The following is an 18,950-nucleotide window of genomic DNA, read 5'->3' as shown; positions in this document are numbered from 1 at the left end:
CCCGCAGGTGACGGAAACACCCCGCGCGCCTGCTCCATCCGCACGGCAATTTCCAGAAGCACTTCCTCATCCCACGGCCGCCCCACCAGCTGCACGCCGATCGGCAATCCCGCCGCGGTCTGCCCGAACGGGATCACCATTCCCGGCATCCCGAACAGATTCCACGGAGTCACCGGCGTCATCGCTTCAAGCAACTCGATCTGCCGTCCGCCCGCATCGAATTGCCGCTGCCGGTGCGGAAATGCCGCCGTTCCGCAGACCGGCATGAGGATCGCCGCAATGCCCGCTTCATCCATCTGCCGGATGATCGCGGCTCGCATCCGATCGCGCGAGGCCAAGGCCATCAAGAGATCGAGCGTGGTCACCGGCGGTTCTGCCAGCGCGCGCTTCATCAACTCGGTCCCGGACCAGTGAGCCTCTTCCTCGCGTCCGGCGATCATCGCCTGCGTTAGCGGCGCCGCCAGCCGTCCGAAGAACAACCACCAGAGCTCATGCGCGCGCTCCAGACCGGCCGGCGTGAAAGCATCCGCTCCGAATCCGATCTCGGCCGCACACGCAGCCGCGCGCTTGAGGACGTCCGCGGTTTCGTCACTCACCGGCGTCCCATAGAACTGCGGCCACACGCCGACGCGTAATCCATCTGAAGGCGCGGGTCGCAACGGAACGGGCGCGGAAAATGGGTCCTGCGCATCGTGCCCACTCAACACGCTGAATAGGATGCGCACATCCTCCGCTGTCCGCGCCATCGGACCGCCTACTCCCAGCAGTCCGCCCGGGTGCGAGATCGCCGGATAGTGCCCGGCCGCCGGGACTCGCCCTGGCGTCGGCTTCAGTCCCGCGATGCCGCAGAAATGGGCGGGTACACGAATCGATCCGCCGCCGTCGCTCCCAATCCCGCCCGCCGAGCAGAAGGACGCGATGGCCGCCGACTCGCCGCCGCTCGATCCTCCCGCCGTCAGCGACACATCCCACGGATTGTTCGTGCGTCCGGTGATCCGGTTGTCGGTCTCGTACATCGAGAGGAACTCCGGGGTATTCGTCTTGCCGAGGATGATTGCGCCGGCCGCACGGAAGCGCGCGGCGGCGGTCGAATCCTTCGCGGCCCGGTGATCGAGCCGGAACCGGCTGCCGCAATACGTGGGCAGTCCGGCCATGTCGAAGCTGTCCTTTACCGTCGCGGGAACGCCGTGCAGCGGTCCGAGAACCTCGCCGCGCATAACAGCCCGTTCCGTAGCGCGAGCCGCGTCGCGAGCTTCATCCGCCAGCACCCGCACAAACGCATTCAGCGAAGGATTGCGCGTTTCGATCTGCCGCAGATGAGCATCCACCAACTCAACCGGCGAAATCTGCCGCAGGCGCACCATCTGCGCCATGGAGGCCAGCGAATGACGGACAATCACGCCGGCTCAGTAGCCTTCCCAAACGAATGCGGGAAACCGGCGAACGTGCCGGAAACCCATCCCGCGATACAAGGCCAGCGCGCCCTCATTCTGACTGGTTACCGTGAGGCTGGCCCGCAGCAATCCGCGCACGCGCATCAGCAATAGGCTCTGCCGCATCATCTCGTACCCCAGCTTCTTGTTGCGGGCGTCGCGTGAAAGGCAGATCTGCGTGATGTGACCGGTTTCCGGCGCCACGGTGCTGGTCAGGCACATTCCGGCCATCCAGCGCGTGTCTTTCTCGAATGCGGCGAGCGACGCCTGCTGCAGGAATGTCCCACAGCCTGGAAACTGGACGATGTTGAACAGAAAGCGCCGGGCGCCCGCCACCGACCGGTACTGGTCGTTAATCAGCGCGTCCACATGCCCGGCGTACGCGCTCGCGATCAAATGCGCCGCCGCGTCCTGATAATGCGGTTCCCATGGTTCAATGCTGATGCCGGGGTGGGGCGCCGCGGGCAAAGCATCCAACCCAGCCAGGTCGACGGAAAGGAACTCGCGATCGAACGTGTGCAGAAACGGCGCGAAGGGCATCTCCGCCGGCCGCGATTCAAATAAAGTCAGTTGGCTCTCCACGCGGCGCGCATGCGGGGTCTGCATGAGCTGTTCGATCACCCGCTCCAGGAGCCAATACTGATTTTCCGGCGTTCGAAACTCCCGGCGAATGAAAAAGTCCCCGATAATTCCCTTGTTTTCCTCGATAACCGAGTAGGAATATCCGACAACGCCGGAACCGTTCACCAGCGCGAAGCCGTTCAGCGCGTGAACATCGGTAAACCGGCGGACCAGATCCGCCGACGGACCGAAATCCCAATCCAGCTGTTCCCTCCAAAAGCGGATCTCCTCGTCGAGCAGCGGCGCGAGGTCGTGAGCCGCGAGTCGCCGTAAATCGCAGATGTCCATCCCCGGATGGAGGAGCGCGGCCATACCGATCCGTTTATATCAGATCGTAAACCGCCGCCGCGACTTCTTGCGGAATGATTTGGTCCATCGAACGCCTGGCCATCACACGCACGTTCGCGCCCCGCGGCGCCCAGACCGCGGGATCGGTTGGACCGAACAACGCGATGGTCGGCGTCCCGACCGCCGCGGCGAGATGGGTAATTCCGGAATCGTTCCCGATATACGCGAGTGCTGTGCCGATCCACTTGCCGAGGTTGAACAGGTCCTCAATGACCACGGGATTTTCTACCGCGCCGGGATGCCGCGCCAGATCTTCCGGACCGGCGCACCACCGCATATCACCTAATATTCCGGCGAGTGCGCGGAAACGATCCAGCGGCCATTGCTTCGCTCGGTTGGACGCAAACGGATGCAGAATGAAAAACGCCTCGCGGGCGGCCGGCGGAACAATAATCTTCGGCAAAAGGATATCGGCTCCAACCTGACCGCAATAGAAATCGGTCGCATGCTGCCGGTTGCCGGGCGGAAGCGCGTCGTAGAAATGGAAAGGCAATGCGCCGACCGCCATCCGAAAATCGGCCCGCGCCGCGCCGTACCACGAGTAAATCGCCTCAAATCGGGACAAGCGAGCCAGCACATCGTCGCAATGCATCACGCCGACGCGATCCAATCCGGACGAAATAATTGATTGTTTATAACGTGTGAACTGAATTAACGGGAGGTTTTGTTCGGCGCACCAGACTTCCGTGCGCTCGGCCTGGCTCGAAAGAAATTCGAGTGCGGGGAGGGAAAGGATAAGATCGCCGACCGCTCCGGGGCGAACGATCAGAATCGATTGAAACATCGATCCCGATCCTCCGCCTGGTCCGACCGGAAAAGAAGGTTAGTAAATCTCCAAACGCGTTTCCAACGTGCCGATGGTCTGCGACCCACTGGTTACCGTTACGATCGCGGTAGCAGGTCCCGTGGTGGTTGGCGTGGTGTCGACGAAAGTATAGGCGGCATCGTAGCCGGGGCCCAGCGTGATTCCGAACGAGGCGGTCTGCGGCGGAGTCGCTATCTTTCCGCCCTGAATGAGCACGTACGAGAGGGTCGGGTCACCGGTGTAAAAGGTGTCCTGCATCTGAACCGTGATCGCGATGTACGTGCTGGTTCCCGTAATCTTGAAAGGAATCGGCTGCGCGAAAAAGGGCGGACTATAGAAGGGATATTCACCGTCAAACTCGCCTGTTGAGAGATCGGTTAGGGAGAGACCCGTTAAACCGCCGGTCGGAGCAACGGTCGTCTTGGTCGGAGCTTTGTAGACAACGGCTGCGGAGCTGGCGGCGCGGGCGACTACGCCAAAAGCCATGAAAGCGCTAAGCGCGATCACGGAGGTCAAAAACTTTCGCATGCGACGTACCTCGAATTGAATTACCCGAAAGATAGGGTACTGGGATGATACAACAGGTGGTAGTACAAAATGGAACAATTTGTTGGACAAAGGTGCGAAATACCTCCAACGTAAAATGGGGATTCATGAAAACGCTAGAAAGCGCAATGATTCAACAGGCAGGATCGTTGCTGGCGAGCATCGGAAATACACCCTTAATCCGGTTGCAGCGCGTCACCCAGCCTTATCGGGGCGTGGAGATTTTCGCGAAAGCGGAATATTTCAATCCCGGAGGGTCCGTCAAAGACCGCCCGGCGCTGCGCATGATCGAGGACGGCGAGCGGTCGGGGCGTCTGACCAACGGCAAGACGATTATCGATTCCACCAGCGGGAATACCGGCATCGCCTACGCCATGATTGCCGCGATCAAGGGCTACCGCGTGCGGCTCTGCCTGCCCCGCAACGCCTCGCCCGAACGCAAGCGAATTCTGAAAGCGTATGGCGCCGATATCGTCTTCACGGATCCAGCCGAAGGTTCCGACGGAGCGATTCGCAAATGCCGTGAGATCTACAGCGCCGACCCGGACCGCTACTTCTACCCGGATCAATACAACAATCCGTCCAACTGGCGCGCGCACTATGACACGACCGGGCCCGAGATCCTGGCCGGCACGGAAGGCCGCATCACCCATTTCGTGGCGGCACTCGGCACCAGCGGCACGTTCATGGGTGTTTCGCGCTATCTCAAGCGCGAGAAGCCTTCGGCGGTCTGCATTTCGGCCCAGCCGTCGTCCGGATTCCACGGGCTCGAGGGCTTGAAGCACATGCCGACCGCGATCGTTCCCGGAATTTACGATGCGGCGCTGGCGGACCGCAATCTCTGGCTCGAAACCGACGCCGCCCACGATATGGTGAAACGGTTGGCCCGCGAAGAAGGTCTGCTGGTGGGCATTTCAGCCGCCGCCAACGTCTGCGCCGCGCTGCAGATCGCGCGCGAGTTGACTGACGAAGGACGGGCTGGAGTGATCGTCACCGTACTCTGCGATGGCGCCGACAAGTACCTAAGCGAATCCTTCTGGGACGATCGTGATCCAAAGTAGAAGATGATCCACATCGAGCCGGCGCCGTGGCGCGTGATGCGCGAGCACGCCGAAGCGGCTTATCCCGACGAATGCTGCGGCGTCATGCTGGGCAGCGTCGACGAAGTCAAAATGGTGATGGAAGCCGTTCCCATGGACAACGCCGCCGAAGGTTCCAAACGCGCGCATTATGTGCTGGCGCCGGACGATCTGGTGCGCGCCGATCGGGCGGCTGCGGAACGCGGCCTTGACCTGATCGGGATTTACCATTCCCATCCCGATTGCGACGCGTATTTTTCGGAAACCGATCTTAAGAACTCCTGCTCGTGGTATTCGTTCGTCGTGCTCTCCGTTCAAAACGGAAAGTTCGACCACGCCAATTGCTGGCTGCCCGACGCCGAACAAACTCAAGCCGTAAAGGAAGAAATCTCATGGCCAAAATCCTGATCCCCACACCGCTGCGCCAATACACGGGCAAGCTAAGCCAGGTGGATGCTCCGGGCAATACCGTCGCCGCCGTGCTCGACGCTCTAACGGCGCAGCACGCGGACTTGCGCAAGCACTTGTACAACGATGCCGGCGCCCTGCGAAGCTACGTGAACATTTACGTGAACGATGAGGACATCCGGTATTTACAGAAATCCGAGACCCCGGTGACGGATGCCGATACGCTGACCATCGTGCCCAGCATCGCGGGGGGCAGCGCGACGCTGACGGAGCCGATAGCCGGGGAAGCTCCCAATCCAAGCGACGATCTCACGAACGAAGAGATCCTCCGCTATAGCCGCCATCTGATCATGCCGGAGGTCGGCAAAGAAGGCCAGCTCAAGCTCAAGAACGCGAAGGTGTTGCTGGTGGGCGCGGGTGGATTGGGCGCGCCCCTTGGTCTATACCTTGCTGCGGCCGGCATTGGGCGCATCGGCCTGGTCGACTTCGACGTTGTCGATCACACCAACCTGCATCGTCAGGTGATCCACGGCACGAAGGACGTCGGGCGCAAGAAACTCGATTCGGCCGCGGACCGCATGCGCGATATCAATCCGAACGTGCGCCTGGACCTGCACGAGATCGCGCTGACCAGCGAAAATGCCTTCGCCGTGATGGAACCGTACGACATCATCGTCGACGGAACCGATAACTTCCCGACGCGCTACCTGGTGAACGATGCGTGCGTGCTGCTCGGCAAGCCGAATGTGTACGGGTCCATCTTCCGGTTTGAAGGCCAGGCGACGGTTTTCGCTTATCCTGGTGGGCCGTGCTACCGCTGCTCCTATCCCGAGCCGCCGCCGCCCGGCCTGGTGCCCAGCTGCGCCGAAGGCGGTGTGCTCGGCATTCTGCCGGGGATGATCGGAGTGATTCAGGCAACGGAAACCGTGAAGCTGATTCTCGGCATTGGAGAGCCGCTGATCGGGCGCCTGCTACGCTACGACGCTCTCGAAATGCGCTTCCGCGAGTACAAGGTCCGCCGCGACCCGCACTGCCCGGTGTGCGGCGATTCGCCGACCGTTACCCGCCTGATCGACTACCAGCAGTTCTGTGGTATTCCTCAACAGGTGACCCATACGGAACCCGCTAAAGGTGAAATCGACGTAACCGAAGTCAAGCAGAAGATCGATCGGGGGGCGGATTTCGTCCTGGTGGATGTGCGCGAGCCCCACGAATATCAGATCGCGAGTATCCCGCAGGCGAAACTGATTCCGCTCGGTGAATTGGGCAGGCGCTTAGGCGAACTCGATCCTGACGACGAAATCGTCGTGCATTGCAAGAGCGGCGGCCGCAGCGCGAAGGCTGTCGAGTTTCTGCGGCAACAGGGGTTTAAAGATGTCTCGAACATGCGCGGCGGCATCCTCGCGTGGAGCGACAAGGTCGATCCAAAAGTCCCGAAGTATTAAGCTAAACCGCGCGCCGGCCGGAGATTAGCTGGATGATGAACACGGCGATAGCGATTACCAGCAGCACGTGTATAAAGCCGCCTAGTGTGTAGGAACTAACCATCCCAAGCAGCCATAAGACGAGTAAAATTACAAAAATTGTCCAGAGCACTATCGTTCCTCACTACGGCAGGCGATTAGAGTGCCTTCCCGCACAAACGGTTAAAGCAGTTCTCTTGCCAAAAGACCGTGTAGTCCCGGTTGTTCGAAATTACGTGGTGCCGGGCTGCCCCCGCTACAATCGGCCACGTGACCGCTTTCCTTTGGCTTGTATCCCTCCTGTTTTTCGTGCCCGCTCAGGAAGTTCGTCCTGCCGCGGTGACCGACCAGCCAACGTACAACGCGGGAGAATCCGTCCGAGTGCGCCTGGCGGGTGTTGCGCAAGCTACCGCTTCGATACGCTATGCGGGCGCGCAGATTTCTCTTGCCCCTGGCGTGAAGGTTACAGGCGATGAGTACGCTGTGCTCTGGAACGTGCCGGCCGATGCGCGCACCGGGCGGTATGAGATCGATCTGGCTGTCTCCGGCAAGCCCGCCATTCGCAACGCCGGTGGGTTCGCGGTGCATCGCAAGGTCGCTGAGATTACGTCGGTTGATCTCGATAAAACGTTTTATGCCTCGGGCGATCCGGTGAATCCGCGCGTCGTGGTCCGCAACCTTTCGGGTTCGAAACTGGACCACCTTCGGGTGGAGTTCACCGGCTATACGATTCCGTGGATCGCGCCGTTGCCGGATGAAGCCCCGCGATGGAAGACGCTGGTAGCAGACGACCTGTCGCTCGGGCCGGGCGAACAGAAGGAATTCCGCATCGACAAGGCCGCCGTCGTGCAGGCCGGAGCCGCGCCCGTGGTGATTTCGTTTGCCGTGGTGTTGCGCGATAGCCGCGATACAGACAAGATTTACGATCTGTCGTTCGTGCCGCCTGCGTTTACGATTCCGCCGAATACTCCGCAGCCGGTCCAATATACGACCTCTTACCTGTATCGAAGGCTGGCCGATCTCGACAAAGCCTGGACTTACCGGCAGTTCTACCCCTCGGAGTTTGTTTCGAGCACGATCCATTTCGATACCACCCACACCATGTTTCCGGCGGGCGTCCCTATCCATATTCCGTTCACTAACAGCAGCGGCGCCCTCGCGCAAGTGAAGCTTCTCAATGAAGCCGGGACCGTAACCTGGCACAAAGCGCTAGTGAACGAACCTGAGGTTGACCTGTCTCCGTTGCAGCCGGGACTGTACACCGTCCTGATTGAAACCCCGTCCGCGAGTAACCGGCTCGAGATCGGAGTTAATAACTTACCTAAGTCGCTATTGATCTTCTGCGCGCACGAAGATGACGACACGGCCCACCCCGGAATCATAAGAGCGGCGATTGAGAACCACATCCCCGTGCATGTCATCTACTTCACGGGCGGCGATGCGGGCGGGTGTGAGCGCTTTTACTTGCACACGTGCGATGCGGCGCGCGCCCTGAACTTTGGCGAGGTTCGCCTAAACGAGGCACGCGGGTCGCTAGGCCACTTAGGAGTTCCTACTGAAGATATCGCGTTTTTGGGGCTGCCGGACGGCGGCCTGGGGCAGATCTGGTATGAACATCGAACGGCTTCGGATCCTTATTTGTCGGTGTTGCTGGCCAGCGACCATTCGCCTTACTTGGATGCCGCCGTGCCGAACCTGCCGTTTGCGCGCGACGCCGTAATAAGTGCCGTTAAGGATTTCATCACGCGCTACCAGCCGGATTTGATTATCACCGGACATCCGGATGAGCGCCATGTGGATCATCGCACGAATAACTGGCTGGTGGTAAGTGCAATGCAGCAGTTAGTGCGTGAAGGGAAGCTATCGCCGCAGACGAAGTTGGTAGTGGATGTGGCTTACGGAGCTAGACCGGGCGCGCATGCACCTTATAAGTTTGAGAAGGAACGGCTGTTTGTTTCAGGGGAGTGCGCGAAGTTAGGGCAAGAGGCGACTTGGTATTACCAGTCGCAGGACGGCAATCACGAACAAGGAGAGATCGTGCCGTATGCGAAGCTTCCGCGTGAAGAGCCCTATCCGCATTTCCGGGTTTTAGATTGGCAGGATCATGCGGGCTGGAACGAGAAGTAGGCGCTAATAGACCGCGCGCTTTTGTTCCGTGCCCTTGGTGGACAATCCAAAGCGCGTCTCTACCGGCGGGTCATTGCGGCCCTCCATTCGCGCCACCAAATACTCCCCAACCGCCGGACCATGCTTGAATCCGTGCCCGGAACCGCCGCCCGCGATCCACACGTTGTCCATTTGCGGATGCCGGTCGATGATGAAGTCCCCGTTCGCCGTGTTCTCGTACTGGCAAACGCGCGAATCGACGACCGGAGCGTCCGCGAGAACCGGGAAGCGGTCGCGAACGTAGTCTCGAGCGGCCGCGGATTGTTCCGCGGTGACGAAGCGATTCGCGGTGTCCGGATCCATGGGCGGACCGTGTTTATCGAACGCGACTTTGAATCCGCGGCGGCCGATGTCGGGGAAGCCGTACATGCCGCGGTCGTCGCTGAAGTCGATCCACACCGGCATCGCGGGCGGCTCGAAGCGGCGATCGCCCGCGGGAATTCCGAAAAACAGCACGTCCTGGCGCGTGACGAAGATGCGCGTCGCGAGTAGCTCAGGGAAGACTTTGCCGAGCCAGGGTCCGCACGCAAACACGAAAGTATCGGCTCGAAGGGAGTCTCCGTCGGTCGTTTGGATCTCGCTGAGACGGCCGCCGCCTTGTGGTGGACGAACGCCGGCTTGCCGGTAGATTCCGCCGATTCGCGTGAACTCGACGACGACCGCGGCGACGGATTCGCGTGCCAGTAGAGCGCCGCTGTCCGGCTCGAAAATCGCGATCGTTCCGGGTTCGAGACGGATTTGCGGATAGTCCCGCGCGAGATCGGCCGAGGATACATCGCGGAATTCGACACCCACCGCCTTGAGCGTCTGCCGGCTCTGCTCGACATACGCATTGCCCTGCTTGGCGAGCCAGAGAACTCCGGCGCGTTCCAGATACGAATGCCCGATACGCGCGAAGAAGGCCGACCACAAGGCGAGCGAGCGCTTCGCCATACGCGTGTAGATCTCGTCGGGCCCATACGACGCGCGAATGATCCGCGTTTCGCCCCCGGAACTGGCGCGGCTATTGGAGGGCCCGTATTGGTCGAGCAGCGTGACGTTGTGGCCGCCGAGGCGCAGGTGGTATGCAGTCCACGCGCCGAACACGCCGGCGCCGATAACGACGAAGCTTTGCTTTGATTGACCGGTAGGTACCCCTTGACCGGAAGCCACGGCTGGCGCGGCGAGCAGAACGGCGCCGAGTTCGCGGCGGCTCATATCGGGCATTAGGTTTCAGCGTACACAAGCGCTGCTCATTACACTGCAAGTTGATGCGTGTGATTTGGTGCGTGCTTCTGCTTTGTACGGCGCTCGCGGCACAGAGCGATCCGATCGAGAGTGCGGTGGACGCGTTTCAGCGCGGCGATCTGGCGGGCGCGGAACAAATCCTGCGCGCTGCGTTGCGGATTCATCCCGCAAACGCGGATGCCGACGGGATGCTCGGGCTCGTGCTCGACCGCAAGGGCGACCACTCCGGCGCGACGGTGTTCTACAAGAAGGCGTTAGCCGCTCAACCGCAGGCGCCCTCGTTGTGGAATAACTACGGAAACAATTTGCTCGCTTCCGGTAAATTGCTGGAAGCTCGCGTGGCCTTCGCGAAAGTGTTGGCGTTACAACCGGCGCATCCGAACGCCGCGATGCAGTTGGCGCGCATCTGCGTTGTCGAGAAAAAACCGGAAGAGGCGCTGCGGTATTTAGATCGCCTTCCCGCAGACGCGCAGGAGACCGACGTTGGCACGTTGGTTCGAATGCAAGCGCTGTATGAGCTGCACAAGGAGACCGAAGCCGATGCGATTCTCGCGCGCATCCCATCGAGTTCCGATGCCGCCGTCGGCGAGGCGCTGGCGACCGCCGGACAGTATGCCAAAGCGGAAGAGTATCTCGCGCGGGTTGCGGCGGCGAGCGCTGACGACTTCGAGGCGCAATATCGATGGGGGCTTGCGGCGTCGCATGCAGGTGACAACGAACATGCGTTGACTGCGCTGACGGCGGCTCATCGCATCGATCCGAAGAATGCAGCCGCGGCTTACGACCTGGCGGTGGTTGAGGATCGTTTGGGCAAGACCTCCGACGCGCTGGAACTGCTCGCTCAGACGGCGAACGACGCGCCCGGCAACGCCGATGTGTTGTCGCTACTGGCGCGCGTGGCGGCGGAAATGGGCTATTTCGATGACGCAATCGCGGTGTGGGATCGCTATTTGAAGCTGCGGCCGCATGATGACACCGCGGTGCGCGATCGCGCCTTCGCGGAAACGGCGCTGGGACAAAACATGGAAAGCAGTCTGGCGGAGTTGCGGAAGTTTGCGCATGCGCATCCGAACGATGCGATCGGGCATTTCGAGTTAGGGACGGCGGAAGCCGCCGGCGGCCACGCGGATGAGGCCGAGCGTGAATTGGATCGCGCACTGCAGCTGAATCCGGCGTTAACCGCCGCACATCTCGCGCGGGGATTGCTCGCCTATCATGCCGGAAATTCTTCCAAGGCTTTGCCGAATTTCAAAGAGGCGGCGGACGAGCAGCCTCAGAACACGACAGCGTTGGACCGGCTTGGGGAAGCTTTGATTGCTCTTGATCGGGCGGATGACGCACTGATTCCGCTACGGAAAGCAGCGGAGTTGGAGCCCCGGAACTCGCGCGTACTGCTGCATCTGGGACGAGCGCTGGCCAAGGCGGGTCATGACGATGAGGCGGCGGGCGTGATGGCTCGACTGCGGGAATTGGGGCCTGACCATTCCGCGGCGACACCCCCGCGTGGTCTGGTTTCTTTCCTGGGTTTGCCGCCGGAAGAGCGCGAGCGCTTATATCGAGCGGGAGTCGAGCGAACGGTCCGCGCGAATCCCGCAAACGCGGAGGCTCAGGTCCGCTATCTGGAGTTGCTGGCGAACGGCGCAGATTCGGCGGCGATTCAAGCTACGGCTCGCAAAATTTTGGATTTGAAACCGGGCGCGGCGCTGTTAACGGAGGCCGCCGACGCGTTGATTCGTGCCGGAAAATTCGACCTCGCGAAAGCGTTCATTAACGAAGCGATTACGATTGTCGGACCGTCAGGTGCTCTGCAATTCGATCTTACTCAGGCCGAGCACCCTCGTCTTTTTAATTAATTAGTTTGAATTGTTTTCGTGAGTCTGATAATGTGGCCGTCATAGCACTCGTACGAAAGTACGCAGTGGGGGAGGGGTTCTTGCGCCGTAGTCTCTTTGTGTTCATTTTGGGTTGCGCCATCGCGCTTTGCCCGAGTTTGTTCAGTCAATCGTTTACTTCTTCAATCACCGGGGTTGTTAATGACCCGACCGGAGCCGTTGTACCGGGCGCGAAGGTGGTCTTGAGGAATCTGGCTAATAACGATACCCACGATTTCACTTCTCAGGGAAATGGAAGTTATCAGTTCAATAACTTGCAACCGGGAACGTATCAGATTACGGTAACCGCGCCCGGTTTCAAGACGGCAGTCCAGCAAAACCTGATTCTTCAGGCACAAACGCAGAGTACGGTCAATATAGGACTCGAAGTAGGGGCCAACGAGGTGCGGGTAGAAGTCAGCAGTTCTGCCCTGCTTGTGGACACTCAGACTGCGAACAACGTAACCACGCTCGATAGTCAGCTGATGGAGGCGCTACCCAACAGCACGCGCCAGCCTCTTAATTTTGTCTTCGCCGTAGCAGGCACAACGATCGCGCCGGGCGGCCAAACCCAGACCAACGGAAGCTTAGATCAGATGGCGGCCAATTTCGGGATGAACGGCGGCCGGACAGGTAATGAATCAATTCTGATTGACGGCGCGCCTTCGCAGGCCTTGGATTGGGGCGGATTGATGGTTTCCCCTTTGCAGGATTCCGTACAGGAACAGCAGTTAGTCGTGAACACTTACGACGCACAGTATGAAAGGGGGGGCGGCGGGATCGTCACCCTGATTACGAAGGGCGGGACCAATAACTTTCACGGGGAAGCTTATGACTATCTCCAGAACGATGTCCTCGACGCGAATTATTGGTCGAATAACAAGTACGGTATTCCTCGCGGCGAGTTCAAGCAGAATCAGTTCGGCGGCAATCTGGGCGGCCCGCTACTCAAGCGCGCGCACCTGTACCTCTTTACCGCTTACGAAGGCTTTCGGCAGCCGAATACGCAAAGCACCGGACTGGAAACGGTACCTACTGTAGCGGAACGGAACGGGGACTTCTCGCAGGACCTCAATTCCGATGGAACGCTCAGGACTGTCTACAACCCATTCTCGACGGTAACCGCCAACAACGACACCGGCTTTACACGCACAGCTTTCCCGGGTAACATGATTCCCGCGAGCCTGATCAACCCTGTCGGGCAGAAGATTGTGAATCTGTACCCGATGCCGAACCGGCAGGGATTCGGCCCATCGGACATCGATAACTACTACCAGCAAGGGGCCGGCGGCACCGACAACGACAAAATCGACGAACGGGTCGATTGGGAGCAAAGCACGACGCACCGGATGTTTGTTCGTTTCTCCGACCGAATCGATCAGAACATTACTCTGCCATGTTTTGCGTGTAACGGTGCAGACAATAACGTCAACCAAACGAACACGGGATTTCAGGCTGTCATTAACGACACGATTACGCCGAGTCCTACTTGGGTGATTAATGACTTCGTCAGTTATAGCCGTTGGCGTGAAGCTCATACCGCGCAGGACTACGGCCAGGCCAGCGCATCTACGATCGGCTTACCTAACTCCGATTTCCAGGCGCCGTTGCTGCCCACGATCTATCCGGATCAAACCTATGCACCGCTCGGAAACGGCACCTTTGAGCGGTTTGTGCGTTATTCGGAGACTGCACAGAACAACACAACCAAGGAATTCGGGAAACACACCTTGAAGTTTGGGGCTAACTACGACGTTGGCATGATCAACGTGATCAATGAGGCGGCGGGATCGTTCAATTTCAGCACCGCGATGACTTCGTGCGACCCGAGTACGATGGGTCCCTGCGACGCGCTGAACTATTCCGCATCGGCTACGGGCGACGCGATCGCCTCCATGCTGCTCGGTACCGCGAGCGGCGGAAGTTCGCAAACCAACATCGATCCGGCCTTTAGCCAGCATACGTACGGCGTCTACATCCAGGACCAATGGCGTGTTTCGCCGCGCTTGACGATCAATGCCGGCGTGCGGTATGAAAACCAGCGGCCCGCGACGGAGCGCTACAACCGCGTCGCCTACTTCGATCCGACGGTTTTGAATCCGATAAGTTCCGCGATTGGACAAAACGTTTACGGGGGATTCGAGTACGCTAGCTCAAGCAACCGGTACGCGTGGCAGCCGGATAATCTGACATTTGCTCCCCGGATGGGCATTGCCTACCGGATCACCGACAAGCTTGTATTTCGGGCAGGCGCCGGAATCTTCTTCCTCAATCCCTCGGCGCTACTGGGCGACGACGGCGGGGCGGAGTTCCAGGGCTTCAACGCCTATACCAACTACAACGCAACCGGCAACGGCGGATATACGCCTTCGCTACTGATCAACAATCCGTTCCCGTCCGGCATCAATCAGCCGACGGGAAGTTCCCAAGGTTTAAATACCTTGGTCGGAGACGGGCAGAGTAACGTGTGGTATTACGGTCCGCACCCGATCGGTTACACGGAGAACTGGAGCGCCGCGTTTCAGTATGAGATCAACCCGCACACAATCTTCGAGGCAAGCTATACGGGAAATCGCGGCCGGAAGCTACTTTACGGCAACCCGAATCTGGATGCGGACACGCTTTCCCCGCAGTACTTGAGCCTCGGCTATCAATTGGACGCGCAGGTGCCGAATCCGTACTACGGCAACATCGCGGCCAATCCGAACAGCTATCTGAACACGGCCCAAACAATCTCTTACAACGAGTTACTGCGCCCCTATCCCGAGTTCACTTACCTGGTTTTGACTCGTTCGGAACCCGGCGCTGAGTCGCAGTTCGACGCGCTCAATCTGAAGCTAAACCATGCTTTCAGCAACGGATTGAGCCTCCTCATGACGTACCAATGGTCGAAAGCGATGGACGACGGACCGGAAGACTACTTTGGCTGGGCCTTCAGCAACTCGCAATGGCGCGATCCCTACAATACCAAGCTGGATTACAACATCAGCACACATGACGTGCCGCAGAGTTTCGTGACGGCGCTGGTATACGACCTGCCTTACGGCAAAGGCAAGCGCTGGGGCGGGGACGCGCCGTTCCTGGTGCGGCAAGCGCTGGGGAACTGGCAGGTTTCGACGATCACCCGGTTCGCCAGCGGTCTACCGCTGCAGCAGATCATCAACAGCTATAGCAATGAGTTGAATAACTTTGGCTATCAAGGGCCGCAGTACCCAAACCTGATCGGGGATCCCCGCACAGCGAACCAGACCGCGGACAACTGGATCAATCCGGCGGCTTTCGCATCGCCTTCATCGCCGTTTGTATTTGGGAACATCGCGATGCGCGAGACCACGCTGCGCGAGCGGGAAGCGAGAAACGTTGACTTCGCGGTTGCCAAGAGTTTTGGGAATGAGTTACTCAAGGCTCAATTCCGGGCGGAGTTCCTGAATCTGTTCAACTATGCGCAGTACAACAACTTCTGCGAGGACCTATCGCAGTCATCGTGCTATCCGTTCGGTGCCGCGCAAGGAACGGAGAACAATCCGCGAACAATACAGATGAGTCTGAAGGCAAGCTTCTAAACGCAAGCGCGGAGAACAAGTGAATCGACGGGATTTCCTAAAAGGGGCAGCCGCTACCAGTGCGGGTGCCCCACTTTTTGGTGCGGTGGACCAAGGTGTGGGCCCCGCAACCACGCGAACACCGCTGCTGGCGGAATATGAACGGCTGCAGTTCGGTTGCTCCTATCACTTCAGCATGAATACCTTCACCGGTGACGATTACGAGATCGGCGCGGTCCCTGCAACGACTTACAATCCGACGCATCTCGATGTGAAGCAATGGATCGACATCGCGAAGACGCTGGGCGCGCGGTATGCGGTCTTGACGGCCAAGCACATGTCGGGCTTCGCGCTCTGGCCGACGGATGACTACACCTACGACGTCGCTCACAGCAGCAATAAGACGGATGTAGTCGGCGAGTTCGTCGCAAACTGCAAGGCCTCCGGGCTGAAGTACGGCTATTACTACTGCATCCTCGATCCGCATAACGAGGGTAAGTTCGACTGGAACTCGATGGTTCCGGATCACTACTATTCCCTGATCAAGCGCCAAGTGACCGAGCTGCACACGAAGTATCCCGGCGCTATCTACCAACTCTTCGACATCACCTGGAAGATCACGCTGGAGCAGCGCTGGGAACTCTACCGGTTAGTCAAGAAGCTAAACCCGAATTGCGTCATCGTCGATAATCAGGGCTTCGACCAAAGTCGGCGCAATCAAGGACGCATCTGCGAGCCGAAGAGTTGGCCCACGGATGTCATCAATGGGGAAGATACGCTACCTCCCCCCGAAGGACATAATCCGCATGTGATGTTCGAAGGCAAGCAATACTACATGCCTTTCGAGACGTGGCTGCCGACGGGGCCCATTTACAAGCCGATGCCACGCATGCATAGCTGGTTCTGGCGCAACGACTTTACGACGCAACCGGCTGACGTGATAGCGAATGCGTATCGGGCGTGCATCAAGGGCAAATCGAACCTGTTGCTGAATCTATCGCCGGACAACACGGGGCGGATTACGGATGAGGCGGTCTCGACCATGCGCAAAGTCGCTCAGAGGATCCGCGCATAAACAATTTCGATTCCCGGCACGCGATAGAATCCAAACACTGTGTCCGAGATCTCTTTTCCCAACCGGCGCGTCTTTATCGGCGCGGCCCTCGCAACGGCTAGCTCCTACAAACGAATTCTGGGCGCCAACGATCGTATTCGCGTCGGCGCCATCGGAGTCGGCGAGCGCTGCCAGTATCTTCTTTCGTTGGTCAACAAGGTGGGGGCCGGCGATATCACGGCGATCTGCGATGTTTATGAGCCGCACGCCGATGAGGCGCAAGCCAAGGCCGCACCGAACGCGCAGAAGTTCGACGACTACCGGCGCGTGCTGGACCGCAACGACATCGATGCCGTGGTGATTGGAACGCCCGACCACTGGCACGTGCCGATTACCATCGCCGCGGTGCAAGCCGGTAAGGATGTGTACTGCGAGAAACCGGTGACGCACCGCATCGAAGAAGGCGAGCCGCTGATCGCCGCCGTGCGGGCGAGCGGGCGCGTGGTGCAGACCGGAACCCAGCAGCGCAGTTGGGGTCACTACCTTCAGGCCAAGGACATTGTAAGTTCGGGCGAACTTGGGCAGGTGACGTTCATCCGCACGTATTGGTATCAGAATCATCTGGCGAACCAGAACGCCAGGATGAACATCGACCAGAGTAAGTTGAATTGGAAAGCTTTTCTGGGATCAGCTCCGTATCGGCCGTTCGATGCCGACCAATACGCGCACTGGCGATGGTATTGGGACTTCGGGGGCGGCGCGATGACCGACTTATTCGTGCATTGGGTGGATGTCGCGCAATGGTTCATGGGTGAGGATATGCCGGTGCGGGCGACGGCGACCGGGTTCAAGGCTCTGCTGCAGCAGCGGCAAACGCCCGATACCATGAGCGCCGCGCTACTCTATCCGAATGTATTAGTGCAGTTCGATAGCGCGCTGCTGGGTTATATCGAAGGCGGCGGTCTGATGATTCGCGGAACGAAAGCCGCGATGCGGCTGCACCGCAAGGGCTTCGCCGTGTATCAGGAAATCGGACACTATAGCGAGAACTTCGAGCCCGACAATCCGACCTTGGAAGTGAAATCGGCGCATGACGGCGCGTTGGACCATATGGCCAACTTCTTCGATTGCATCCGCACGCGTAAGGCGACGAACGCCAGTGTCGAAATAGGCGTCGCGGCGGCTCGCGCCGGGCATATCGCGAATCTGGCGATGCGTGGGACAGGCGCGTGGGTGCCGGGTCCCGCGGCTGGTCACCAGACGGCATAACTAACATTGGACAACTTATGGCCCAGGTACAGACAACTCCCAAGACATACGACGTGATCATCGTCGGCTCCGGCGCGGGGGGCGGTGTTGCGGCGCATGTACTCGCGCTCTCCGGCGCCAAGATCTGCATGCTCGAAGCCGGAGATTGGTTCGACTGCACGAAGCAATCGGACATGTTTCAATGGCCGTACAACGCACCGCATCGGGCTTCGGGCAGCCATGAGAAGCCATTCGGATACTTCGATGCGACGCTGGTAGGTGGGTGGGAAGTTCCCGGCGAACCCTACACTTCGGCGCCGGGCTCTACCTGGAGATGGTGGCGCGCGCGCATGCTGGGCGGCCGCACGAATCACTACGGCCGCATCTCGCTACGAATGGGCCCTTACGACTTTAAACCATACAGCCGGGATGGCCGCGGATTCGATTGGCCGTTCACCTACGACGACTTAGCTCCTTACTATGACAAGGCCGAGGAACTTATCGGCGTGTTCGGCACCGCCGAGGGCTTGGAGAATACGCCGGACGGCAAGTTCCAACCTGCGCCCGCTCCGCGCGGCTATGAACGTATCGTCAAGATCGCGTGCGACAAGCTCAAAATTCCTTGTATTCCGTCGCGGCTGGCGATCTTGACTCAACCGTTGAATGGTAGGCCGGCATGCCACTACTGTTCGCAGTGCGGGCGATCTTGCGCTACTAACGCGAACTTCAATTCTCCCGGTGTTCATATCTTTCCAGCGATGAAGACCGGAAACCTGGAAGTACGCACCAGCGCGATGGCGCGCGAGGTAGTGGTTGGGCCGGATGGGAACGCTCGCGGCGTGTCTTATATCGATAAGAAGACGCGCATGGAGCAAACGGTGTACGGGCGGATCGTCGTGCTGGCCGCGAGTTGTTGCGAGACGGCGCGGATCATGCTGAATTCGAAGACACCGCAGCATCCGAACGGTCTGGCTAACTCAACCGGCCTGGTAGGTCGCTACGTGATGGATACGGTAGGTTCCGGCGTGGGTGGTTACATGCCGATTCTGGAAGATCTTCCGCCGCAAAATGAAGACGGGGTCGGCGGCATGCATATGTACATGCCCTGGTGGCTCTATAAAGAACAGAAGGCCGGGAAG

At 59.4% G+C, this 18,950-nt stretch carries 15 protein-coding genes and 1 pseudogene; 10 read left to right on the top strand and 6 right to left on the bottom strand.

Annotation, left to right across the window (positions count from 1 at the left end):
• The 4 genes from H1Y01_RS14750 to H1Y01_RS14735 all read right to left on the bottom strand — a co-directional run.
• The coding region (locus tag H1Y01_RS14750; protein WP_180541273.1) for an amidase at positions 1-1,400 on the bottom strand (1,400 nt) is incomplete at its 3' end.
• A 6-nt stretch (positions 1,401-1,406) separates the two neighbouring features.
• A complete protein-coding gene (locus tag H1Y01_RS14745) occupies positions 1,407-2,366 on the bottom strand; it encodes a GNAT family N-acetyltransferase (protein WP_180541272.1) in 960 nt (319 codons plus the stop codon).
• 10 nt (positions 2,367-2,376) lie between these two features.
• On the bottom strand, positions 2,377-3,186 hold the full coding sequence (locus H1Y01_RS14740) for a glycosyltransferase family 9 protein (RefSeq protein WP_180541271.1): 810 nt from the start codon (positions 3,184-3,186) through the stop codon (positions 2,377-2,379).
• Between the two features lie 39 nt (positions 3,187-3,225).
• Complete coding sequence (locus H1Y01_RS14735) at positions 3,226-3,735, bottom strand: hypothetical protein (RefSeq protein ID WP_180541270.1); 510 nt, start codon at positions 3,733-3,735, stop codon at positions 3,226-3,228.
• Between the two features lie 125 nt (positions 3,736-3,860).
• Between H1Y01_RS14735 and H1Y01_RS14730 the strand changes: the two genes are divergently transcribed.
• From H1Y01_RS14730 to moeB, 3 genes are read left to right on the top strand one after another with little or no spacing between them, the layout of a single operon-like run.
• Positions 3,861-4,814: a PLP-dependent cysteine synthase family protein gene (locus H1Y01_RS14730; RefSeq protein ID WP_219341565.1), complete on the top strand. Its 954-nt coding sequence runs from the start codon at positions 3,861-3,863 to the stop codon at positions 4,812-4,814.
• A gap of 3 nt (positions 4,815-4,817) precedes the next feature.
• Positions 4,818-5,240, top strand: a complete 423-nt coding sequence (locus H1Y01_RS14725; protein WP_180541269.1) for a Mov34/MPN/PAD-1 family protein — start codon at positions 4,818-4,820, stop codon at positions 5,238-5,240.
• The gene (gene moeB / locus H1Y01_RS14720; protein WP_180541268.1) at positions 5,225-6,685 is read left to right on the top strand and encodes a molybdopterin-synthase adenylyltransferase MoeB; all 1,461 of its coding nucleotides are present in this window, start codon (positions 5,225-5,227) and stop codon (positions 6,683-6,685) included. Before H1Y01_RS14725 ends, moeB begins: the two co-directional genes overlap by 16 nt.
• 1 nt (position 6,686) lies before the next feature.
• On the opposite strand, the gene H1Y01_RS14715 is transcribed toward moeB, so the two are convergent.
• Positions 6,687-6,836, bottom strand: a complete 150-nt coding sequence (locus tag H1Y01_RS14715; protein WP_180541267.1) for a lmo0937 family membrane protein — start codon at positions 6,834-6,836, stop codon at positions 6,687-6,689.
• Positions 6,837-6,973: 137 nt separating this feature from the next.
• Here H1Y01_RS14715 and H1Y01_RS14710 point away from each other — a divergent pair, with 137 nt between their 5' ends.
• Entirely contained in the window at positions 6,974-8,830 is a 1,857-nt protein-coding gene (locus H1Y01_RS14710; protein ID WP_180541266.1) for a PIG-L deacetylase family protein, read from the top strand.
• Between the two features lie 3 nt (positions 8,831-8,833).
• Here H1Y01_RS14710 and H1Y01_RS14705 read toward each other — a convergent pair whose 3' ends face one another.
• Positions 8,834-10,075 carry an FAD-dependent oxidoreductase gene (locus H1Y01_RS14705; RefSeq protein WP_180541265.1) on the bottom strand — a complete coding sequence of 414 codons (1,242 nt, stop codon included), beginning with the start codon at positions 10,073-10,075 and terminating at the stop codon, positions 8,834-8,836.
• A 44-nt stretch (positions 10,076-10,119) separates the two neighbouring features.
• Between H1Y01_RS14705 and H1Y01_RS14700 the strand changes: the two genes are divergently transcribed.
• The 6 genes and pseudogenes from H1Y01_RS14700 to H1Y01_RS14680 all read left to right on the top strand — a co-directional run.
• Positions 10,120-11,949 carry a tetratricopeptide repeat protein gene (locus H1Y01_RS14700; protein WP_180541264.1) on the top strand — a complete coding sequence of 610 codons (1,830 nt, stop codon included), beginning with the start codon at positions 10,120-10,122 and terminating at the stop codon, positions 11,947-11,949.
• Between the two features lie 80 nt (positions 11,950-12,029).
• Positions 12,030-15,530, top strand: coding sequence for a carboxypeptidase-like regulatory domain-containing protein (locus H1Y01_RS14695; RefSeq protein WP_180541263.1), 3,501 nt, complete (start codon positions 12,030-12,032; stop codon positions 15,528-15,530).
• Between the two features lie 19 nt (positions 15,531-15,549).
• A pseudogene (locus H1Y01_RS20110) lies at positions 15,550-15,609 on the top strand (twin-arginine translocation signal domain-containing protein); the annotation flags it as partial.
• 18 nt (positions 15,610-15,627) lie between these two features.
• On the top strand, positions 15,628-16,584 hold the full coding sequence (locus tag H1Y01_RS14690; RefSeq protein WP_257644460.1) for an alpha-L-fucosidase: 957 nt from the start codon (positions 15,628-15,630) through the stop codon (positions 16,582-16,584).
• Positions 16,585-16,623: 39 nt separating this feature from the next.
• The gene (locus H1Y01_RS14685; protein WP_180541261.1) at positions 16,624-17,832 is read left to right on the top strand and encodes a Gfo/Idh/MocA family protein; all 1,209 of its coding nucleotides are present in this window, start codon (positions 16,624-16,626) and stop codon (positions 17,830-17,832) included.
• Between the two features lie 17 nt (positions 17,833-17,849).
• Positions 17,850-18,950, top strand: a 1,101-nt coding sequence (locus tag H1Y01_RS14680) for a GMC family oxidoreductase N-terminal domain-containing protein (protein ID WP_180541260.1), incomplete at its 3' end; no start/stop codon positions are given.

Origin of the sequence: Nevskia soli (assembly GCF_903970205.1) — a bacterium.
Lineage (GTDB): Bacteria > Acidobacteriota > Terriglobia > Bryobacterales > Bryobacteraceae > Bog-113.
This window is presented reverse-complemented; position numbering and strand designations above follow the sequence as displayed.

What these genes read in the sequence shown, in the direction of transcription:
- H1Y01_RS14745 (WP_180541272.1), bottom strand. Translation starts at nt 2,366, where the DNA reads ATGGCCGCGCTCCTCCATCCGGGGATGGACATCTGCGATTTACGGCGA.
- H1Y01_RS14740 (WP_180541271.1), bottom strand. Translation starts at nt 3,186, where the DNA reads ATGTTTCAATCGATTCTGATCGTTCGCCCCGGAGCGGTCGGCGATCTT.
- H1Y01_RS14735 (WP_180541270.1), bottom strand. Translation starts at nt 3,735, where the DNA reads ATGCGAAAGTTTTTGACCTCCGTGATCGCGCTTAGCGCTTTCATGGCT.
- H1Y01_RS14730 (WP_219341565.1), top strand. Translation starts at nt 3,861, where the DNA reads ATGAAAACGCTAGAAAGCGCAATGATTCAACAGGCAGGATCGTTGCTG.
- H1Y01_RS14725 (WP_180541269.1), top strand. Translation starts at nt 4,818, where the DNA reads ATGATCCACATCGAGCCGGCGCCGTGGCGCGTGATGCGCGAGCACGCC.
- moeB (WP_180541268.1), top strand. Translation starts at nt 5,225, where the DNA reads ATGGCCAAAATCCTGATCCCCACACCGCTGCGCCAATACACGGGCAAG.
- H1Y01_RS14705 (WP_180541265.1), bottom strand. Translation starts at nt 10,075, where the DNA reads ATGCCCGATATGAGCCGCCGCGAACTCGGCGCCGTTCTGCTCGCCGCG.
- H1Y01_RS14700 (WP_180541264.1), top strand. Translation starts at nt 10,120, where the DNA reads ATGCGTGTGATTTGGTGCGTGCTTCTGCTTTGTACGGCGCTCGCGGCA.